The sequence below is a fragment of the Enterobacter sp. SST3 genome, from assembly GCF_000286655.1.
Lineage (GTDB): Bacteria > Pseudomonadota > Gammaproteobacteria > Enterobacterales > Enterobacteriaceae > Enterobacter > Enterobacter roggenkampii.
In genome coordinates this window covers 182,406-202,590 of the sequence record NZ_ALNS01000005.1, presented here as the reverse complement: position 1 = coordinate 202,590, position 20,185 = coordinate 182,406, and the positions used below count along the sequence as shown (strand labels likewise).

At 57.8% G+C, this 20,185-nt stretch carries 17 protein-coding genes; 7 read left to right on the top strand and 10 right to left on the bottom strand.

Going from position 1 to position 20,185, the window contains the following annotated elements:
* Nucleotides 1–92: 92 nt before the first annotated feature.
* Nucleotides 93–527 (top strand): type III secretion system invasion protein IagB, encoded by a 435-nt coding sequence (gene iagB / locus B498_RS17645; RefSeq protein ID WP_008500008.1) that lies wholly within the window; start codon nucleotides 93–95, stop codon nucleotides 525–527.
* A 150-nt stretch (nucleotides 528–677) separates the two neighbouring features.
* Nucleotides 678–2,489 carry a chitinase gene (locus tag B498_RS17650; protein ID WP_008500007.1) on the top strand — a complete coding sequence of 604 codons (1,812 nt, stop codon included), beginning with the start codon at nucleotides 678–680 and terminating at the stop codon, nucleotides 2,487–2,489.
* Nucleotides 2,490–2,649: 160 nt separating this feature from the next.
* Here the strand turns inward: B498_RS17650 and B498_RS17655 are convergent, their stop codons facing one another.
* From B498_RS17655 to poxB, 4 genes are all read right to left on the bottom strand, one after another.
* The gene (locus tag B498_RS17655; RefSeq protein ID WP_008500006.1) at nucleotides 2,650–3,663 is read right to left on the bottom strand and encodes an NAD-dependent epimerase/dehydratase family protein; all 1,014 of its coding nucleotides are present in this window, start codon (nucleotides 3,661–3,663) and stop codon (nucleotides 2,650–2,652) included.
* 92 nt (nucleotides 3,664–3,755) lie between these two features.
* Nucleotides 3,756–5,192, bottom strand: coding sequence for an SDR family oxidoreductase (locus B498_RS17660; protein ID WP_008500005.1), 1,437 nt, complete (start codon nucleotides 5,190–5,192; stop codon nucleotides 3,756–3,758).
* A gap of 10 nt (nucleotides 5,193–5,202) precedes the next feature.
* Nucleotides 5,203–6,204, bottom strand: a complete 1,002-nt coding sequence (gene ltaE, locus B498_RS17665) for a low-specificity L-threonine aldolase (RefSeq protein ID WP_008500004.1) — start codon at nucleotides 6,202–6,204, stop codon at nucleotides 5,203–5,205.
* A gap of 38 nt (nucleotides 6,205–6,242) precedes the next feature.
* Nucleotides 6,243–7,961, bottom strand: coding sequence for a ubiquinone-dependent pyruvate dehydrogenase (gene poxB / locus B498_RS17670; protein ID WP_008500003.1), 1,719 nt, complete (start codon nucleotides 7,959–7,961; stop codon nucleotides 6,243–6,245).
* Between the two features lie 151 nt (nucleotides 7,962–8,112).
* Between poxB and B498_RS17675 the strand changes: the two genes are divergently transcribed.
* Nucleotides 8,113–8,547, top strand: a complete 435-nt coding sequence (locus tag B498_RS17675; protein WP_008500002.1) for a DoxX family protein — start codon at nucleotides 8,113–8,115, stop codon at nucleotides 8,545–8,547.
* 90 nt (nucleotides 8,548–8,637) lie between these two features.
* On the opposite strand, the gene hcr is transcribed toward B498_RS17675, so the two are convergent.
* From hcr to aqpZ, 4 genes are all read right to left on the bottom strand, one after another.
* A complete protein-coding gene (hcr, locus tag B498_RS17680; protein WP_008500001.1) occupies nucleotides 8,638–9,606 on the bottom strand; it encodes an NADH oxidoreductase in 969 nt (322 codons plus the stop codon).
* Nucleotides 9,607–9,616: 10 nt separating this feature from the next.
* Complete coding sequence (gene hcp / locus B498_RS17685) at nucleotides 9,617–11,269, bottom strand: hydroxylamine reductase (protein ID WP_008500000.1); 1,653 nt, start codon at nucleotides 11,267–11,269, stop codon at nucleotides 9,617–9,619.
* Between the two features lie 144 nt (nucleotides 11,270–11,413).
* Nucleotides 11,414–12,313, bottom strand: coding sequence for a lysine exporter LysO family protein (locus B498_RS17690; protein ID WP_008499999.1), 900 nt, complete (start codon nucleotides 12,311–12,313; stop codon nucleotides 11,414–11,416).
* 170 nt (nucleotides 12,314–12,483) lie between these two features.
* Entirely contained in the window at nucleotides 12,484–13,179 is a 696-nt protein-coding gene (gene aqpZ, locus B498_RS17695) for an aquaporin Z (protein ID WP_008499998.1), read from the bottom strand.
* Between the two features lie 290 nt (nucleotides 13,180–13,469).
* On the opposite strand from aqpZ, the gene B498_RS17700 reads away from it, so the two are divergent.
* Nucleotides 13,470–15,128 (top strand): ATP-dependent endonuclease, encoded by a 1,659-nt coding sequence (locus B498_RS17700; protein ID WP_008499997.1) that lies wholly within the window; start codon nucleotides 13,470–13,472, stop codon nucleotides 15,126–15,128.
* On the opposite strand, the gene B498_RS17705 is transcribed toward B498_RS17700, so the two are convergent.
* Nucleotides 15,125–16,081 (bottom strand): VirK/YbjX family protein, encoded by a 957-nt coding sequence (locus tag B498_RS17705; RefSeq protein ID WP_008499996.1) that lies wholly within the window; start codon nucleotides 16,079–16,081, stop codon nucleotides 15,125–15,127. The two genes, B498_RS17700 and B498_RS17705, sit on opposite strands and share 4 nt — an antisense overlap.
* Before the next feature lie 159 nt (nucleotides 16,082–16,240).
* On the opposite strand from B498_RS17705, the gene macA reads away from it, so the two are divergent.
* Together macA and macB are read left to right on the top strand one after the other, a co-directional pair.
* Entirely contained in the window at nucleotides 16,241–17,356 is a 1,116-nt protein-coding gene (macA, locus tag B498_RS17710) for a macrolide transporter subunit MacA (RefSeq protein WP_008499995.1), read from the top strand.
* Nucleotides 17,353–19,293 carry a macrolide ABC transporter ATP-binding protein/permease MacB gene (gene macB, locus B498_RS17715; protein WP_008499994.1) on the top strand — a complete coding sequence of 647 codons (1,941 nt, stop codon included), beginning with the start codon at nucleotides 17,353–17,355 and terminating at the stop codon, nucleotides 19,291–19,293. Before macA ends, macB begins: the two co-directional genes overlap by 4 nt.
* 70 nt (nucleotides 19,294–19,363) lie before the next feature.
* On the opposite strand, the gene cspD is transcribed toward macB, so the two are convergent.
* Nucleotides 19,364–19,585 (bottom strand): cold shock-like protein CspD, encoded by a 222-nt coding sequence (cspD, locus tag B498_RS17720; RefSeq protein ID WP_008499993.1) that lies wholly within the window; start codon nucleotides 19,583–19,585, stop codon nucleotides 19,364–19,366.
* A 267-nt stretch (nucleotides 19,586–19,852) separates the two neighbouring features.
* On the opposite strand from cspD, the gene clpS reads away from it, so the two are divergent.
* A complete protein-coding gene (clpS, locus tag B498_RS17725) occupies nucleotides 19,853–20,173 on the top strand; it encodes an ATP-dependent Clp protease adapter ClpS (protein WP_006174393.1) in 321 nt (106 codons plus the stop codon).
* The last annotated feature ends 12 nt before the right edge of the window (nucleotides 20,174–20,185 follow it).

The following is a 20,185-nucleotide window of genomic DNA, read 5'->3' as shown; positions in this document are numbered from 1 at the left end:
TTGGTCACACCCCACTTCGGGTGTGACCAACACTTCAGAATTATCGCTAATGATGAGCGGAAAGAGGTTCAGTATTTAAAAAGCAGGTGCTCATGAAACGCGTGATTATATTTTTACTGCTGTTTAGTCAAAGCGTATTCGCGAACTGTTGGGATAACGCCGGACATTATTATCATGTCGATCCGTGGTTATTGTATGCAATTGCCAAAGTCGAATCCGGAATGAATCCCCACGCGGTAGGCTGGAACCACGACGGCACGCGTGACGTCGGGTTGATGCAGATTAACAGCTCACACTTCAGTGAGTTAGAACGTCAGGGTATTGATGAAAATCAGCTTATTAATGAGCCCTGTACCTCCATTATGGTCGGCGCCTCCATCTTGTCCGGGATGATAAACGTGTATGGCTATAACTGGGAAGCGGTGGGCGCGTATAACGCCGGATTGAAAAAAGAAAATTATCCGCAGCGCATGCGTTATGCCCATAAAGTGTGGGCGAAGTATCAGCAAATAAAATCGGGTAAATAACCGTAGCATTATTTTTATTTTTTGAAGAATTCCTTTCGGTGTTCTTCAGAAAATGAAAAAGAACCACACTCTCTGGCTTATTTATTAAGGGAGTAATACATAAGCCGGGAATGTACTCACCCTAGTTGCTTAAATACAGGATTATTTGAAATGACGAAAAGGACATTACTGAGCGTTCTCGTGGCGGGGGCATGTATTGCACCCTTTATGGCCCAGGCTGCATCACTGCAGGCGGCCAGCAGTGAGCCGTACACCATGAAAGCCAGCGATCTGGCGAAAAAGGAAAAAGAGCTGACCAATTTCCCGCTGATGGTTTCGGTGAAGGATACCATTGCGACCCTGGACAATAGCCTCGTTGAGCAGATTGAGCCAGGTCGTGCCTCGAACCCTGACAACGTCAAGCGCGTTGAAGGGATCGTGAAGGCCAGCGACTGGGAATATCTCTTCCCGCTGCGCGCTCAGTCTTATACCTACAGTAACTTCCTGAAGGCTGTTGGTAAATTCCCGGCACTGTGTAAGACCTATAACGATGGTCGCGACAGCGACGCCATCTGCCGCAAAGAGCTGGCGACCATGTTCGCCCACTTTGCGCAGGAAACCGGCGGCCATGAGAGCTGGCGTCCGGAAGCCGAGTGGCGTCAGGCCCTGGTTCACGTTCGTGAAATGGGGTGGACCGAAGGCCAGAAAGGCGGCTATAACGGCGAATGTAACCCAGACATCTGGCAGGGGCAGACCTGGCCATGCGGTAAGGACAAAGACGGCGACTTCGTAAGCTACTTTGGCCGCGGCGCGAAGCAGCTGTCTTACAACTATAACTACGGTCCGTTCTCTGAAGCGATGTTTGGCACCGTCCGCACCCTGCTCGACAAACCTGAGCTGGTGGCGGATACCTGGCTGAACCTGGCAAGTGCGATCTTCTTCTTCGCCTATCCGCAGCCGCCAAAACCAAGCATGCTGCAGGTTATCGACGGCACCTGGCAGCCAAACGATCACGATAAAGCCAACGGCCTGGTTCCGGGCTTCGGCGTGACCACCCAGATCATCAACGGTGGCGTAGAGTGCGGCGGCCCAACCGAGATTGCCCAGTCTGAAAACCGCATCAAGTACTACAAAGAGTTCGCGAACTACCTGAAAGTGCCTGTTCCGGCGAATGAAGTGCTGGGCTGCGCCAACATGAAGCAGTTCGATGAAGGCGGCGCCGGCGCGCTGAAGATCTACTGGGAGCAGGACTGGGGGTGGAGCCCGGATACGCCGGACGGTAAGACCTACTCCTGCCAGCTGGTGGGGTACCAGACGCCGTTCAGCGCGTTCAAAGAGGGTGACTACACCAACTGCGTTAAGAAGTTCTATAACGTGAACATCATTAACGACGACGGCTCAGCCGTGACCCCAGGAGAAGACAAAACCCCGGCAGACACCACGCCGCCAGCGGATACGACGCCAGCGGAAGATACCACCCCTGTTGAACCGGCTACCGTGAATCACGCCCCTGTGGCGCAGATTGCGGGCCCAATCGGGGCGGTTGAAGCGGGTGCGCAGGTTTCCCTGAGCGCGGAAGGCTCCACTGACGCCGACGGTAACAAGTTGACCTACACCTGGCGTTCCCAGGATGGCCAGACCGTGACCGGTCAGGACAAAGCGGTGGTGACCTTCAAGGCGCCAGAGTCGGCAACGGCTCAGCAGTACGAAATCGGCCTGACCGTCAGCGATGGTGAACTGACCAGCACCACGTCCTACCTGCTGAATGTGAAAGCGAAAGCCGAGTCTAAGGACGAAGGCACTTCCGGCTCTTACGCCGCCTGGAGCGCGAACAGCAAGTACAACGCAGGTGATATCGTGAACAACCACGGTAAACTGTTCCAGTGCAAACCGTTCCCGTACAGCGGCTGGTGTAACAATGCCCCGGCATACTACGAACCCGGCGCTGGCCTGGCGTGGGCTGATGCCTGGACGGCTCTGTAAAAGCAAACGGCAACCTTCGGGTTGCCGTTTTCGTATTTGCACCCTCTGTCTTTTACCGGGTGGCGCTGCGCTTACCCGGCCTACATGAGGCTAAGGGGCGAGGGGTCAGTACGGAGCCGTTGTAGGCCCGGTAAGGCGAAGCCGCCACCGGGCAAAAAGGCTAGCGATGCAGCTTCCCGTGATCCCGCAGCCATGCCGCCGTGCGCATAATCCCTTCATCCAGCGTCACAACCGGTTTATACCCCAGCTCATTCTCCGCCCGCGAAATATCCAGCGTGAAGTCAAAGTTGAGTTTAGAGACGCCGTAATGCGTCAGCGCAGGCTCTTTGGCTGTTTTACTGCCAAAGCGCTCCATGCTGCGGGCGATCATGTCCAGCATTGGGTAGGGTACGGAACGGATACGGCAGTTGATCTGCAGCTCGTCGATCAGCCGCTGCACAATGCTGCGCAGCGTGCAGGGTTCGCCGTTAGTGATGTTGTAGGCGCGACCGGAGATCAGCTTATCGCAGTCCGGCTGGCTGGCCAGCCACATGGCGTGAACGGCGTTTTCGTAATAGGTCATATCCACCAGCGCATCGCCGCCGCGCGGCAGCAGCACGCTGCCGTAGTGATGCATCATCTGGGCCAGTCGCGGGATAAAGACTTTGTCGTGCGGCCCGAACAGGCTCTGCGGACGCAGGACCGTAAAGCGGGTGTGCGGGTTTGACTGTGCCAGCAGGTCGATGACCTCTTCGCTGGCCGCCTTGCTGCGAGCAAACTCACAGGCAAAGCGAGCAGGGCGGAAATCTTCCTGCACGTCACGGTGATGGTGATAGTCGAAATAGAGTGACGGGGAGGAGATATGAATAAAGTTACGCACGCCCCAGGCAACGGCCCATTCCCCCAGACGACGGGTGGCGCGCACGTTGGCGAGATCGAAGGCTTCCTGGGTCCCCCACGGGGAGGTAAAACTGGAGCAGTGCCATAGCGTGTCGATACCGGCGAGCATCACCTTCGCCTGCGAGGAGACCAGCTCCGTCAGGTCGGCATGGACGAACTCTGCGCCCATTTTTTGCAGCAGCTTACCCATCGCTTCGTTGCGACCGGTAGCCCTGACGCTAATGCCCTTGTTGCGCAGAAATTCGACCGCATTTCGGCCTAAGCCGCTGGTCGCCCCGGTAACCAGTACCTTCATAGCTATCCACTGTGTTGAAAAGAATTTCGTGCGCATTCTTTCGTGAATTACGGCGCTATGCAATGGGAAAGGTGAAAGAAAGAGAGTTTTATTTAGATCTTTTCCGTCTTTTGTTCTGCCCGTTGCGCAATGCGTTTCGCCATTCCCCGGAAGATAAACAGGTGGGCAGGGATCATCAACAGCCAGTAGAACAGACCCGGCATTCCGTGCGGATGCCACCAGGCGCGCACGTCCAGTTCACGATGATCGCCTTTGTCTTTCAGGGTAAAGCAGAGTCGGCCCAGCCCCGGGGCTTTCATGCCGAACAGCAGCGCCAGCTGTTTTTCCGGCTCGACGATGATCACCTTCCAGCTGTCGACTGCGTCGCCCACCTCAAGATACGGGCGTGCCGGGCGGCCTTTCGCCAGCCGGTGGCCCACCAGCAGGTCCATCGCCCCGCGCGTTTGCCAGAGGAGATTACCGAAGAAATACCGTTCTTTGCCGCCAATCTGGTTCACCACCTCCCAGAGCGCGGCCAGGCTCGCGGAGGTTTTCACCGTGCAGCCCGCCTGTTTCGGGTAATAACCATACTCAGGCCGCCAGCGGGCAAAGGCCTGGGCGTCGTAGCCCCAGTCGCTGGAGTTCACCAGCTGTTCTTCTTCCTTCAGCGTATTGCGCACGGCGTCGTCAAAGCGGATCAGATCCTGAGGAATTAAGGCGCGCAGCGCGCGATCGTCGGCCAGCAGATCGTGCTTCAGCCCCTGGATCAGCGCTTTGGCGGTCGTCGGCGGCACCGAGGTGATGACATTCAAAAACCACACCGAAATCCAGCGCGTCGGGAAGGGAATGGGGATCAGCCAGCGGCGGCGGCCGCTGACGCGCATGAAATGTTCGAACTGCGCCTGATAGCTCAATACTTCAGGACCAGCGGCTTCCAGCACGCGATGTTTCTCCGCCGGGTGATCCAGCAGGGCCACCAGATAATGCAGGAGGTTCTCCAGCGCAATCGGCGTGGTGCGCGAACGGACCCAGCGCGGCGGCGTGAGCACCGGCAGGTTGTAGACCATATCGCGCATCACTTCGAAGGCGGCAGAACCGGCGCCGACGATGATCCCGGCGCGCAGTTCGGTGACGGGGATATTGGCCCCCCGCAGGATGTCCGCCGTCAGCTGGCGGGCGCGCAGGTGATCGGACTGCTCGCGTTCAGGTGCCTGAAGTGAACTGAGAAAAATCACCTGCTTCACCGGGCTTTGCAGCAGGGCATCGCGGACGTTCATCGCTACCTGACGCTCGTGGGCGATAAAATCTCCGCCTTCACCCATGCTGTGCACCAGGTAGTAAAGCGTGTCGACCCCTTCCAGCAGCGCGGGAAGCGCCTTTGGCCAGTTGAGGTCAACGTTGTGACAGGTAACGCCCGGCAAACCGAGTTTTTGCAGGCGTTCGGTATTGCGTGCCGCAGCCAGCACCTGGTGCCCCTGCTGGCTTAACGCCGCGGTGAGATGCTGACCGATATACCCGCTGGCGCCGAGCACCAGAATGCGTTGCGGCACGTGATGCTCCTTATCGCTGTAAAAACGCCTGCCAGTGTTTTACCACGTCGGCCAGCTGCTCGCGGTTGACGTCGAGATGCATGACCAGACGCACCACAGGTGAGGCGTTGATCAGCACGCCACGTGCTTTCATGAACTCGCCAAGCGCAGCGGCGCGATCGTCGCCCACGCGGACGAACAGCATGTTGGTGTCGTGGCGCATCACGTCGGCGCCAATTTCACGCAGCTGCGCCGCCATCCACGCGGCGTTGTCGTGATCGTCCTTCAGGCGCGCCACGTTGTTTTTCAGGGCATACAGCCCGGCTGCCGCCAGAATACCCGCCTGGCGCATGCCGCCGCCGGTCATTTTACGCCAGCGGTTGGCGCGCTTGATGTAGTCCGCATTGCCCACCAGCAGGGAACCCACTGGGGTGCCCAGCCCTTTAGAGAGGCAGATGGTGAACGAGTCGCAATATTGCGTAATCTCTTTCAGCGCGCAGCCGTATTCCACCACGGCGTTGAAGATGCGCGCACCATCCACGTGCAGACCGAGCCCGCGCTCGCGGGTAAACTCCCACGCCGCCTTCAGGTATTCGCGCGGCAGGACCTTGCCGTTGTGGGTGTTTTCGAGGCTGAGCAGCCGGGTGCGGGCAAAATGAATATCATCGGCTTTGATTTTCGCTGCGACTTTATCAAGGGGCAGGGTGCCGTCCGGCGCGGCGTCAATCGGCTGCGGCTGAATGCTGCCGAGCACCGCGGCACCGCCCGCTTCGTAGAGATAGTTATGCGCGCCCTGGCCGACGATATACTCTTCACCGCGCTCGCAGTGGCTGAGCAGCGCCACCAGGTTGGCCTGCGTGCCGGTGGGCAGGAACAGGGCGGCCTCTTTTCCGCTCAGCTCTGCGGCATAGCGCTGCAGTTCGTTGATCGTCGGGTCATCGCCGTAGACGTCGTCCCCGACCGGGGCGGCCATCATCTCTTCGAGCATGGCGCGACTCGGGCGGGTAACGGTATCACTGCGTAAATCAATCATGGCATGTCCTTATATTTAAAAAGGCGATGCCAGATGTTTTACCTGAGCCAGTTGGTTTTTGCCAGTTCGATCACCTCGTCACCGCGCCCGCTGATGATGGCGCGCAGCATGTACAGGCTAAAGCCCTTGGCCTGCTCCAGCTTGATCTGCGGCGGGATCGCCAGCTCCTCTTTGGCGACGACCACGTCCACCAGCACCGGACCGTCGATGGAGAAGGCGCGCTGCAGGGCTTCATCCACCTCGGACGCTTTCTCCACGCGGATGCCGGTGATGCCGCAGGCCTCGGCGATGCGGGCAAAGTTGGTGTCGTGCAGCTCGGTGCCGTCCGTCAGATAGCCGCCGGCCTTCATCTCCATCGCCACGAAGCCCAGCACGCTGTTGTTGAAGACCACGATTTTCAGCGGAAGCTTCATCTGCACCACCGACAGGAAATCACCCATCAGCATGCTGAACCCGCCGTCGCCGCACATCGCCACCACCTGACGCTCCGGCGCTGTCGCTTTTGCGCCCAGCGCCTGAGGCATGGCGTTAGCCATCGAGCCGTGGTTGAACGAGCCGAGCAGTCGGCGTTTGCCGTTCATTTTCAGGTAGCGTGCCGCCCAGACGGTTGGCGTGCCGACGTCGCAGGTAAAAATGGCGTCTTCGTCTGCGAAATGGCTGATCTGCTGCGCCAGATACTGCGGGTGAATGGCTTTGTCGCTCGGTTTGGCCAGGTCGTCCAGACCCTTGCGGGCATCGCGATAGTCGCTCAATGCTTTATCAAGGAATTTGCGGTCCGTTTTCTCTTCCAGCAGCGGCAGCAGGGCGGCAAGGGTGGATTTGATGTCGCCCACCAGCGCCATATCGACCTTGCTGTGCGCGCCGATGCTGGCCGGGTTGATATCAATCTGAATGATTTTGGCATCCGTCGGGTAAAACGCGCGGTACGGGAACTGGGTGCCGAGCAGAATCAGCGTGTCGGCGTTCATCATGGTGTGGAAGCCACTGGAAAAACCGATCAGACCGGTCATGCCTACATCGTAGGGGTTATCGTATTCGACGTGCTCTTTGCCGCGCAGGGCGTGGACGATCGGTGCTTTCAGCTTTCCGGCAAATTCCAGCAGCTCTTTATGCGCGCCCGCGCAGCCGCTGCCGCACATCAGGGCGATATTGCTGGCGTAACGCAGCAGCTGCGCCAGCTTTTTCAGCTCCTCCTCGGCTGGCGTCACCACCGGCTGCGGCGCGTGATACCAGTGGGTGCTGGCTCCTTCCGGCGCGGCCTTGAGCGCCACGTCGCCCGGGATAACGACCACGGACACGCCGCGATTCAGCACGGCCTTGCGAATGGCGATCGCCAGAACCTGCGGGATCTGCTCCGGGGATGAAACCAGTTCGCAATAGTGGCTGCATTCACGGAACAGCTCCTGCGGATGCGTCTCCTGAAAATAACCGCTGCCGATTTCGGACGAGGGGATGTGGGCGGCAATCGCCAGCACCGGCACGTGATTGCGGTGGCAGTCGAAGAGGCCGTTGATCAGGTGCAGGTTACCCGGCCCGCAGGATCCGGCGCAGACGGCCAGCTCACCCGTAAGCTGTGCTTCAGCACCTGCGGCGAACGCGGCAACCTCTTCATGGCGGGTCGGCATCCATTCGATGGTCTTCATCTTGTTGAGGCTGTCGCTGAGTCCGTTCAGGGAATCGCCGGTGACGCCCCAGATACGTTTTACGCCAGCCTGTTCGAGCGTTTTCGCTATATATGCAGCCACGGTTTGTTTCATGGTTGTCCGTCTCCTTTTTGTGATAACGCTTACAAGCTTAGAAGAAAGTCTCCGTATTGCCCGTCAGATCCCCCCAATTAAAAGGTGCTTTTCACGCGCAACGCTTCGGCATAATCTGGTGATACCTCAGTGAAAACAGGAATCATTTCAAATGGTTAAATCATTGTTAATTGCTGTTAATGAAAAGCTATCGTGCGACGATCTCGGCAAACTCTTGTTACGACTTGCCGTCGGCGGGCTGATGCTCTTTCACGGTTTGCATAAGCTGTTTGGTGGGGTGGGCTTTATCAGCGGCATGCTGGTGGAGAAAGGGCTGCCGGGGTTTATTGCCTACGGCGTGTTGATTGGCGAAGTGGTGGCGCCGATCCTGATTATTGTCGGGCTCTTTACGCGCCCGGCCGCGCTGGTGCTGGCATTTACGATGATCGTGGCGTGGCTGATGGTGGGATTGGATGAGACATTCGCGCTCGACAAGGTCGGCGCATGGGCGATTGAAAGCCTGGTGTACTTCTTTATCGGCTCGCTGGCGGTGGCGTTTTTAGGGGCAGGGCGGTTTGCGCTGGGGAAAGCACCTGCGTGGCGGTAGGGGGGGGTAGGCCGGGTAAACGCAGTGCCACCCGGCAAAAAAGCCCGGTGGCGCTGACGCTTACCGGGCCTACGAACGAGCGTTTATTGTTTATGCGAGGACCAGATCGCCCTGCGGATGGCAAGAGCATGCCAGCACGTAACCCTCGGCAATTTCCGCGTCGGACAGCGTCATGGTGCTGGTGACGGTGTACTCCCCGGAAACCACCTTTGTTTTACAGCAGCCGCACACCCCGGCACGACAGGCCGCCGCCACCGGCACGTTGTTGCTTTCCAGCGCCTCCAGCAGCGTCGTGCCCACGCGGCCAAAGAAGGTCTGCGCAGGCTGCAGTTTGGTGAACTGAATCCCGCTGGTTGCCGCTTCCGCCACCGGCGTGAAGAACTGCTCTTTGAAGAAACGGGTCACGCCGAGCGCTTTCACCTCTTTCTCGACGATATCCATGTACGGCGCCGGGCCGCAGGTCATCACGGTGCGGTTCGCGATATCCGGCACGCTTTGCAGCAGCTCGCGGCTCAGGCGACCGGGCACAAAACCGTGCGTCGCGTTGTGCTCAGCCACCAGCGTCACCGAATAATCACGCCACTCCTCGGCAAAAATGACATCGTCCGGAGAGCGCACGCTGAAGATCACCTGCACGTCGGCCTGCGGGCGGTTTTTTGCCAGCCAGCGGCGCATCGACATAATCGGCGTCACGCCACAGCCCGCCGCCAGCAGCAGGAATTTATCGTCCGCTTTGTCGTCACAGGTGAAATCCCCCTGGGCGTCGGAGAGCCAGATGTAATCTCCGCGCTTCACGTCACGGGTCAGCCACTGAGAGCCGGCACCGTCATCAATGCGGCGGACGGTGAGCGTGATGTATTCGCTGACGCCCGGCGTGGAGGAGAGGGTGTAGGCGCGCAGGGTGTCCGCCGAATGGCGAACGCTAACCAGCGCATACTGACCTGCTCGGTACGGATAGTAGTCGTGGCACAGCAGCGACAGCGTCCACACATCCGGCGTCTCCTGATGGATGTGATGCACCTGCATCCGCCACGGGCATTGTGAGGTTGGCATGGTCATAAATTACTCCTTACGCGCTCAGCAGCTGCTTCATATCGTCTTCAACGTTGGTCACGGAACGCAGGCCGAATTTCTCGTTCAGCACGGCCAGCAGGTCCGGCGTCAGGAAGCCAGGCGCTGTCGGGCCGGTCACGATGTTGGTCACGCCCAGAGAGAGCAGGGTCAGCAGGATGACAATCGCTTTCTGCTCAAACCAGGAGAGCACCAGGGAGAGCGGCAGATCGTTGACGCCGCAGCCCAGTTTTTCCGCCAGCGTGACCGCCAGAATAATGGCCGAGTAAGCATCGTTACACTGGCCCGCATCGATCAGGCGCGGCAGGCCTTCGATGTTGCCGAAGTCCAGCTTGTTGAAACGGTATTTACCGCACGCCAGGGTCAGGATCAGGCAGTCTTCCGGCACGCGGGTGGCGAAATCGGTGAAGTAGTTACGCTCGCCGCGCGCGCCGTCGCAGCCGCCGACGAGGAAGATGTGGCGCAGCTTTTCGCGGCTGACGAGATCGATCAGCGAATCGGCGGCACCGAGCAGGGTTTCACGACCGAAGCCGACGGTGATCAGATGCGGGATCTCACTGTACGGGAAGCCTGCCATCTGCTGCGCTTGCGCTATCACCGGTCCGAAATCGTCACCTTCAAGATGGCTCACGCCCGGCCAGCCGACGATGCTGCGGGTCCAGATGCGGTCGTCATACGCGCCCACGGTCGGGTCGATGATGCAGTTAGAGGTCATCACGATAGGACCGGGGAAGCGGGCAAATTCCACCTGCTGGTTCTGCCAGCCGCTGCCGTAGTTACCGATCAGGTGCTTGAATTTACGCAGCTCCGGATAGCCGTGCGCTGGCAGCATTTCACCGTGGGTATAGACATTAACGCCGGTGCCTTCGGTTTGCTTCAGCAGGTTGTAGAGATCTTTCAGGTCATGACCGGAGATCAGGATGCATTTGCCCTCGGTCGCTTTGACGTTGACCTGCGTCGGCGTCGGGTGGCCGTAGGTGCCGGTTTCACCCGCGTCCAGAATGCTCATCACGCGGAAGTTCATCTGGCCGATTTCCATTGAGCATTCCAGCAGCGCGTTCATATCGGCAGGCCAGGTGCCCAGCCACGCCATGATTTTATGGTACTGGGCGTAGATGTCGTTATCGTACTGACCGAGCACGTGCGCGTGTTCCATATAGGCCGCAGCGCCTTTCAGGCCGTACAGGCACAGCAGGCGCAGGCCGAGAATGTTGTCGCCAATCGCTGCTTTGTCTTTGTTTGGGGTGAATTCTGCCGCCTGACGCTGTAGCTCGCCCAGATCGTCGCTCACCAGCTGAAGGTCAGACATCGGGTTTTCCACGCGGGCGTTAGCATCCGCCTTCATGCACTGCGCCTTCAGCGCTTCACGCAGGGCAATGGCTTCGCGGGCATAGCCAACAATGCGCGGAGAGTCGAAGTTAACGTTGGTCAGCGTGGAGAAGAAGGCGCGCGGGGCGAAGCTGTCGACGTAGTGGTCGATGATGCCATATTCGCGGGCTTTAAACGCCCATGCGGAAAGGCCTTGCAGGGCGGCAATCAGCAGGTCCTGAAGGTCAGATGTTTCTGCGGTTTTGCCGCACATACCCTGTGCGTAAGAGCAGCCATTGCCTGCCGGCGTACGGATGGTTTGTTCACATTGCACACAAAACATAATCACACCTGTTAAAGTTATATTTGATATACATGTTTAAGATTATGCCTGTGCCAGAACGGAGAAAAGGGCTTTCTGCTACAAAATAGAGGGAGATTGATTTAGCGCAATTTTGGCGGCAGGCACCCTACCGCCAAAGAGGTATCAGGCCGAGAAGACGGCCATCAGAACCGGAACCAGCAGGCTTAAAATAAAGCCGTGAACGATGGCGGCGGGCACCATCTCCAGCCCGCCAGAGCGTTGTAACACTGGCAGGGTAAAGTCCATCGACGTCGCGCCGCACAGGCCCAGCGCGGTAGAGCGGCTGCGGCGAACCAGCCCCGGGATCAGCATAATGGCGAGCAGCTCACGCGCCAGATCGTTAAAGAAGGCAGCACTGCCGATGACCGGACCAAAGGATTCGGTCAGCAGGATACCGGAGAGGGAATACCAGCCAAAGCCTGACGCCATCGCGAGGCCGGTTTTCAGCGGCAGGTCGAGAATAAAAGCGTTAATCACGCCCGCCACCATGGAACTGGCGACCACAATGACCGCAACCATCATTCCCCGACGGTTTAAAACAATTTGCTTCAGCGTCATGCCATTATTTCGCAGCTGGATACCGATCAGGAACAGCAGGAAAATTAGCGTATATTCACTGGCCTCTGTCGCGTGCTGTAAAAATGCCCAGCCGGTCAGCCCAAGAAGAAAACCGAGCACCACGACGCCGCACAGTTTTAATGATTCTAGCGCCATCGCAATTCGGGAAGGCAGTTTTTCCTGATGATGATGGTTTTTCCACGGAACGGTGCGCTCAAGCCAGAATAATGCGGCGATATTACACAGCAAAATAACCACCACGGTGACCACAGAATAATGCAGGATGGAAAGCAGATTCGTCGCCAGATTATCCAGGAAGGCCAGGCTGATCCCCATAAAGAAAAGAATGACGTAAACAATCCAGCTGAGAAAACGGTTGATAAGCCGTAATGCGGATTCTCTGTGCAGCGGGATGAGATAGCCCGCAATCAGGGGCAGCAGAATAATGAGGAGTCCTGAAAACATGAACAGCCGGTCCTTTTGAGTATCTGTTGAGCGCCAGAGACACTACCCAATAAAGACTGTTCAGTAAAGCGGCAATAAAAAAGCCGGGTGGCGGCTGCGCCTTACCCGGCCTACAAGTGCACACTCACGTGGGTCGGGTAAGCGTTAGCGCCACCCGACACCGCGCGCAATTAATCGCGTTTTTCCAGCAGGGTGCGGTACAGCACGCCACCCAGGATACCGCCGATAATCGGCATCACCCAGAACAGCCAGAGCTGCTCAAGCGCCCAGCCGCCCTGGAAGATGGCGACGGCGGTGCTGCGTGCCGGGTTAACGGAGGTGTTGGTGACCGGAATGGAGATCAGGTGGATAAGCGTCAGTGCCAGACCAATGGCAATCGGCGCGAAACCGGCTGGCGCGTGTTTATCGGTTGCGCCGTGGATCACCAGCAGGAAACCTGCGGTCAGCACAATTTCAATCACGATGGCAGACAGCATGGAATAACCGCCCGGAGAATGCTCGCCGAAGCCGTTAGAGGCGAAGCCGCTGGCCGCCGCGTCGAAGCCAGCTTTACCGCTGGCAATGACGTACAGAACGCCCGCTGCGATAATACCGCCCACCACCTGAGCGACAATATAACCAATTACCTCTTTCGCCGGAAAACGACCGCCGGCCCATAAACCTAATGTCACTGCCGGGTTAAAATGACCGCCGGAAATATGCCCCACGGCAAAGGCCATGGTTAATACGGTTAAACCAAATGCCAGCGCGACGCCGACAAAACCGATACCTAATTCCGGGAATGCTGCTGCCAGAACGGCGCTACCGCAGCCACCAAATACCAGCCAGAATGTACCAAAGCATTCTGCTGCCAATTTTCTAAACATAACCACCTCAAATAATTTTCCGCACGCTTTCCCGCGCGCGGGATATATCGCCATAAAGGGATGACGACTCAAAGAGTCCGTATTTTAGAAACCAATAACACCCCTTCGCCACTTAAATAAATTCGATTAATTTGATTTAAGGCAATGTGATGTCAATCCTTGTTCAAATCAGCGGTAAATAGAGCATAGACCAATTCTCGTCAGGGTGAATGTTGTGCTGTCGTGACAGGGCGCCTCCCGCTATACTGCTGATAACTTAAAGGAAAAAGTGAACATTGCGCGGGGGATTTATGCTTCTCGAACGTGTGGAAATTGTCGGGTTTCGCGGTATTAACCGCCTGTCGCTGCAGCTGGAACAGAACAACGTCCTGATCGGCGAGAACGCCTGGGGTAAGTCCAGCCTGCTGGATGCGCTGACGTTACTGCTTTCGCCCGAAGACGATCTTTATCACTTCGTTCGCGACGATTTCTGGTTCCCCCCCGGCGACGTGACGGGGCGCGAGAAGCACCTGCATATCATCCTGACGTTCCGCGAATCCGAACCCGGGCGCCATCGGGTGCGTCGCTTCCGCCCGCTGTCACCCTGCTGGGTACCGTGCGATGACGGTTTCCACCGGATATTCTACCGGCTGGAAGGGGAGATGGCGGAAAACGAGGGCGTGCTGACCCTGCGTGATTTTCTTGATGAGAAGGCCAGCCCGATCCCGCTGGACAATATCGACGATCTGGCCCGCCATCTGATCCGCCTGACGCCGGTGCTGCGCCTGCGCGACGCGCGTTTTATGCGGCGCATTCGTAACGGTACTGTACCGAATATGCCGGAAGTGGAAGTCACCGCCCGCGAGCTGGATTTTCTGGCGAGAGAGCTGGTGTCGCGTCCGCAGAATCTGACCGACGGTCAAATTCGTCAGGGGTTGTCCGCAATGGTACAGCTGCTGGAGCACTATTTTTCCGAGCAGGGAACGTCGGAGTCGCGCCATCGCCTGATGCGCCGCCGCTCTCATGACGAACAGCGCAGCTGGCGCTACCTCGATATCATTAACCGGATGATCGACCGGCCCGGCGGTCGTACCCATCGGGTGATTTTGCTGGGTCTGTTTTCAACGCTTCTGCAGGCCAAAGGCACCGTTCGTCTTGACCGGGACGCCAGGCCGCTGCTGCTGGTGGAAGACCCGGAAACGCGCCTTCATCCCATCATGCTCTCCGTGGCATGGCATCTGCTGAACCTGCTGCCGCTCCAGCGCGTTACGACCACCAATTCCGGTGAATTATTATCGCTGACGCCGGTCGAGCACGTCTGTCGTCTGGTGCGTGAATCTTCCCGCGTCTCCGCCTACCGGTTAGGTCCGGGTGGATTGAACGCGGAAGACGGGCGGCGCATCGCGTTTCATATTCGCTTTAACCGCGCGTCGTCGCTCTTTGCCCGCTGCTGGCTGCTGGTGGAAGGAGAGACGGAAACCTGGGTCATCAACGAACTGGCGCGCCAGTGCGGCCACCATTTTGATGCGGAAGGCATCAAGGTGATTGAATTTGCCCAGTCGGGACTCAAGCCGCTGATAAAATTTGCCCGCCGGATGGGGATCGAGTGGCACGTTCTGGTCGACGGTGATGAGGCGGGCAAAAAATATGCCTCGACCGTGCGTAGCCTGCTGAATAACGAGCGCGAGGAAGAGCGCGACCATTTAACCATGCTGCCCGCCATGGACATGGAACACTTTATGTATCGTCAGGGGTTCGACGACGTATTCCACCGAATTGCCATGGTGCCGGTCGATGTCCCGATGAACATGCGGCGCGTGATCGCCAAAGCTATTCATCGTTCTTCAAAACCGGATTTAGCCATTGAAGTGGCGACGGAAGCGGGGAGACGGGGCGTGGAGGCGGTGCCGACCCTGCTGCGGAAGATGTTTTCCCGCGTGCTGTGGCTGGCACGCGGGAGAGCGGATTAACGTTGAGTCGCCTGGTTCACCTGCTGAATCAGGCTGTCCAGCAGCGCGTAGCGGCGGCGATATTCGGAGCGTTTTTTGCTCGCAATCTCTTCCATCGGTTTACGCGGCATGACGAGGGGCAGCATGAAGTTGCCGCTATCCTGCTTTTCGCCGCCGATGGAGATCCAGAAACTGTCGTAATCGGCCAACAGTTTCCCCTCTTTTTTCTTGCGGTAGCGCCAGCTGCGATAAATATGGGTGTCGTTACTGACGGCGACAATCTGTTCTACCGGGAAGGCGGTGCCGAGAGTCATGGCAGCTTCGACCAGCAGACGTTTTGGGAACAGACCATGGCAGGCCTTCGTCGCACCCTGGATCAGCTCATGGGGAACGTGGGCTTTTGCGCCCTGCAGGCCGCCGATAAACAGCGTCGATTTTCCCTCAAACTGGCACAGGGTGAAGGTCATCTCGGCCAGCACCGTATTCTGATGGTCGCAGAAGGCGAGGGTGGCTTCCCCTTCTTTATCCAGAAACGCATCGGCGCACAGGCGGACGGTAAATGGCTCTTCATCTTTACCGGTTAAGGTGAGCAGCGTGAAGCCCTTTTTCGACAGATAGCCCGAGAGCAGCGATGCCGGCATATGGCGGCTCATCGTTTGATAGTGCCAGTTAAGGGACTCAAGGGCCTGCTGGCGATCCATATTCACCGTCAGCCAGGGGCGATGCAGACGGCACGGCAGTCCTGGCTGCACCTGCAGCATTTGCATCAGGCTCGGCTGTTTTGCAAGGCTCGTCAACAGGCGAGCGGTACTTACAGGCGTCGCCAGCGAACGTAGCATGAATTTACGTCGATAGGCTGGGTTTTGCCACGCCAGCCCTGGCGTGAGCTTACCGGAAGCCAGATGACTGAAGAGCTGCCAACCCGATGCAGGCTGTGGCAGGTTTGAAAAAGGTGTATCGACGATGGAAGACATGTTAGATCCTGCTTCTTGATGAAGATTTCTATTTCAGCAGGCGAACGTTCAACGTCTCGTAAACAAATTGTGACGATTTCGGAGAACAGGGGTTTCGTTGAGGAGTCGTTTAGATAGAATCAGCATTTATCATTGCCAGAACATTTATTTGGAATATTTATGAACCTCAAGGGAAAACGCAGAACGCTGTTTCTGCTGCTGGCGGTCGTGGTGTTAGCCGGTGGGTACTGGCTATGGCAGGTGCTGAATGCGCCGGTGCCGCAGTATCAGACGCTGATTGTTCGTCCGGGCGAACTGCAACAAAACGTCCTCGCGACGGGCAAACTTGATGCCCTGCGCAAGGTTGACGTTGGCGCACAGGTCAGCGGTCAGCTGAAAACGCTGTCGGTTGAGATTGGCGATAAGGTAAAAAAAGGCCAGCTGCTCGGCGTGATCGATCCTGAACAGGCCGAGAACCAGATCCGCGAGGTGGAAGCCACGCTGATGGAGCTGCGCGCGCAGCGCGCGCAGGCGCAGGCAGAGCGTAACCTGGCCCAGGTGACGCTGACCCGTCAGCAGGCGCTGGCCAAAACCCAGGCGATCTCGCAGCAGGATTTAGATACGGCCACCACGGAACTGGCGGTGAAGCAGGCGCAGATTGGCACGATTGACGCGCAAATCAAACGCAACCAGGCCTCGCTGGATACGGCGAAAACCAACCTCGACTACACCAAAATCGTTGCGCCGATGGCCGGGGAAGTGACGCAAATTACCACGCTGCAGGGGCAGACGGTGATTGCCGCGCAGCAGGCGCCCAACATTCTGACGCTGGCGGACATGAGCACCATGCTGGTCAAAGCCCAGGTCTCGGAGGCGGACGTTATCCATCTCAGGCCGGGGCAGAATGCCTGGTTTACGGTGCTGGGCGATCCGCAGACGCGCTACGAAGGCGTGCTGAAAGACATTCTCCCGACGCCGGAAAAGGTTAACGACGCCATCTTCTACTATGCCCGTTTTGAAGTGCCGAACCCGCAGGGCGTGCTGCGTCTCGACATGACCGCGCAGGTGCATATCCAGCTGACTGGCGTGAAGAACGTGCTGACCATTCCCCTCTCCGCGCTGGGTGAGTCCGCCGGTGATAGCCGCTATAAAGTGAAAGTGCTGCGCAACGGCGAAACGCGCGAGCGCGAAGTGGTGATTGGCGCGCGCAACGACACCGACGTGGTGGTGGTGAAAGGACTGGAAGAGGGTGAGGAGGTTGTCATCAGCGAAAGCCTGCCCGGAGCCGCGAAATGACGGCATTGCTTGAGCTGAAAGACATTCGCCGCAGCTATCCGTCGGGCGATGGCCCGGTGGAGGTGCTAAAAGGCATCTCCCTTCGGGTGGAGGCGGGCGAGATGGTGGCGATTGTCGGGGCATCGGGCTCCGGTAAATCGACGCTGATGAACATTCTCGGCTGCCTGGATAAACCAACCAGCGGCACGTACCGCGTGGCCGGGACGGACGTCTCAACGCTGGACGGCGACGCGCTGGCGAAGCTGCGTCGGGAGCACTTCGGCTTTATCTTCCAGCGTTACCATCTGCTTTCTCACCTCAATGCCGCTCAGAACGTAGAAGTTCCGGCGGTCTATGCGGGCGTCGAGCGGAAAAAACGCCTCGAGCGCGCGCAGATGCTGCTGACGCGCCTGGGGCTGGCGGAGCGGGTGGAGTATCAGCCCTCGCAGCTGTCCGGCGGCCAGCAGCAGCGCGTGAGTATTGCCCGTGCCCTGATGAACGGTGGGCAGGTGATCCTCGCGGATGAGCCAACCGGGGCGCTCGACAGCCATTCCGGCGAAGAGGTGATGGCGATCCTCCACCAGCTTCGCGATCAGGGGCATACGGTCATTATCGTGACCCACGATCCGCAGGTGGCGGCGCAGGCGGAGCGAATCATTGAGATCCACGACGGCGAGCTGGTCAGCAACCCGCCGCCGCGTGAGTCCAGGGCTGCGGCGCCGAAAGAAGTGCTTCCGGCATCAACCGGATGGGGGCAATTTTCCAGCGGCTTTCGTGAAGCATTGACCATGGCCTGGCTGGCGATGGCGGCCAATAAAATGCGTACCCTGCTGACCATGCTCGGCATTATCATCGGTATCGCCTCGGTGGTGTCGATTGTGGTGGTGGGCGACGCGGCCAAGCAGCTGGTGCTGGCCGATATCCGCGCAATCGGGACCAACACCATTGACGTCTATCCCGGCAAAGACTTTGGTGACGACGAGCCGCAGTATCAGCAGGCGCTGAAATACGACGATCTGGCGGCCATTCAGAAGCAGCCGTGGGTCAACTCCGCCACGCCTGCGGTTTCGCAGAACCTGCGCCTGCGCGTGGGCAATGTTGACGTGGCGGCCAGCGCGAACGGCGTCAGCGGGGATTATTTCAACGTCTACGGTATGACCTTCAGCGAAGGCGCCACCTTTAACGCCGAACAGCTGGCGGGCAGGGCGCAGGTAGTGGTGCTGGATGCAAACTCGCGCAGGCAGCTCTTCCCCAATAAAGCCAACGTGGTGGGCGAAGTGATCCTGGTCGGCAACATGCCTGCCACGGTCATCGGCGTGGCGGAAGAGAAGCAGTCGATGTTTGGCAGCAGCAAGATCCTGCGCGTCTGGCTGCCGTACACCACCATCTCCGGGCGGATTATGGGCCAGTCCTGGCTCAACTCCATCACCGTGCGCGTGAAGGAGGGCTACGACAGCGCCATGGCCGAGCAGCAGCTTGAGCGGCTGCTCACCCTGCGCCACGGGAAGAAAGATTTCTTCACCTGGAATATGGACGGCCTCTTGAAAACGGCAGAAAAGACCACACGTACTCTTCAGCTGTTCCTCACGCTGGTGGCGGTGATTTCGCTGGTCGTCGGCGGTATCGGGGTGATGAACATCATGCTGGTGTCGGTAACCGAGCGTACCCGGGAGATTGGCATCCGCATGGCGGTCGGGGCCAGAGCCAGCGACGTGCTGCAGCAGTTTTTGATTGAAGCCGTGCTGGTGTGTCTGGTCGGCGGTGCGATGGGGATTGCGCTCTCGATGATGATCGCCTTCGCGCTCCAGCTCTTTTTACCCGGCTGGGAGATTGGCTTCTCGCCGGTGGCCATTATTACCGCATTCTTGTGTTCAACCTTTACCGGCATTTTGTTTGGCTGGTTGCCCGCCCGCAACGCGGCGCGGCTGGATCCGGTGGATGCGCTGGCTCGGGAATAACCCGAAAATAAAAATGCCAGCCGATCGGGCTGGCATTTTGACTGCGGGATGTACACAATAAAACAGAGAGCTATGCAACCGTCTCTGCTTCAATGGGGACGATAAGGCTTGCATGATTGCCTTTTGGTCCCTGGTGGACATCGAACCGGACGGACTGCCCGGCTTTGAGCGTTCTGTAACCATCCATCTGAATGGTGGAATAGTGAGCGAAGATATCCTCGCCGCCGCCTTCGGGGCAGATGAAGCCAAACCCTTTGGCGTTGTTGAACCACTTAACAGTACCCATTTCCATGCTTCGACATCCTTCGTAAATCTTATAAGTTAAGATGGAATGAACCGGTGGTGGAGTGGGGGCTGTTCAAAACCTCGCCATCTCACGCTTGTACAATTTAGAGAAACGAAAGACGTCGTCAAGCGTTTGGCGCTGGAGATGGAACAATAATCAACCAAAGTTTGAAGCAGTTAACGCTATTGCAACAGTTTGTGACAGACATCGCGGATGACAGTAATAGATGATTGTTATCTAACATCTGAGGTAGATTCAAAGTGGTTATGCAAAATGGGTAAGACCAACGACTGGCTGGATTTTGACCAGCTGGCGGAAGACAAAGTGCGTGACGCGCTAAAACCGCCATCTATGTATAAAGTTATGTTAATGAACGATGATTACACGCCGATGGAATTTGTTATTGACGTGCTACAAAAGTTCTTTTCTTATGATGTAGAACGTGCAACGCAACTGATGCTTACCGTTCATTATCGTGGCAAAGCTATCTGCGGCATCTTCACAGCCGAAGTGGCGGAAACCAAAGTGGCGATGGTGAACGACTATGCGAGGGAGAACGAGCATCCGTTGCTGTGTACGCTGGAAAAGGCCTGATAAGGCATAAAA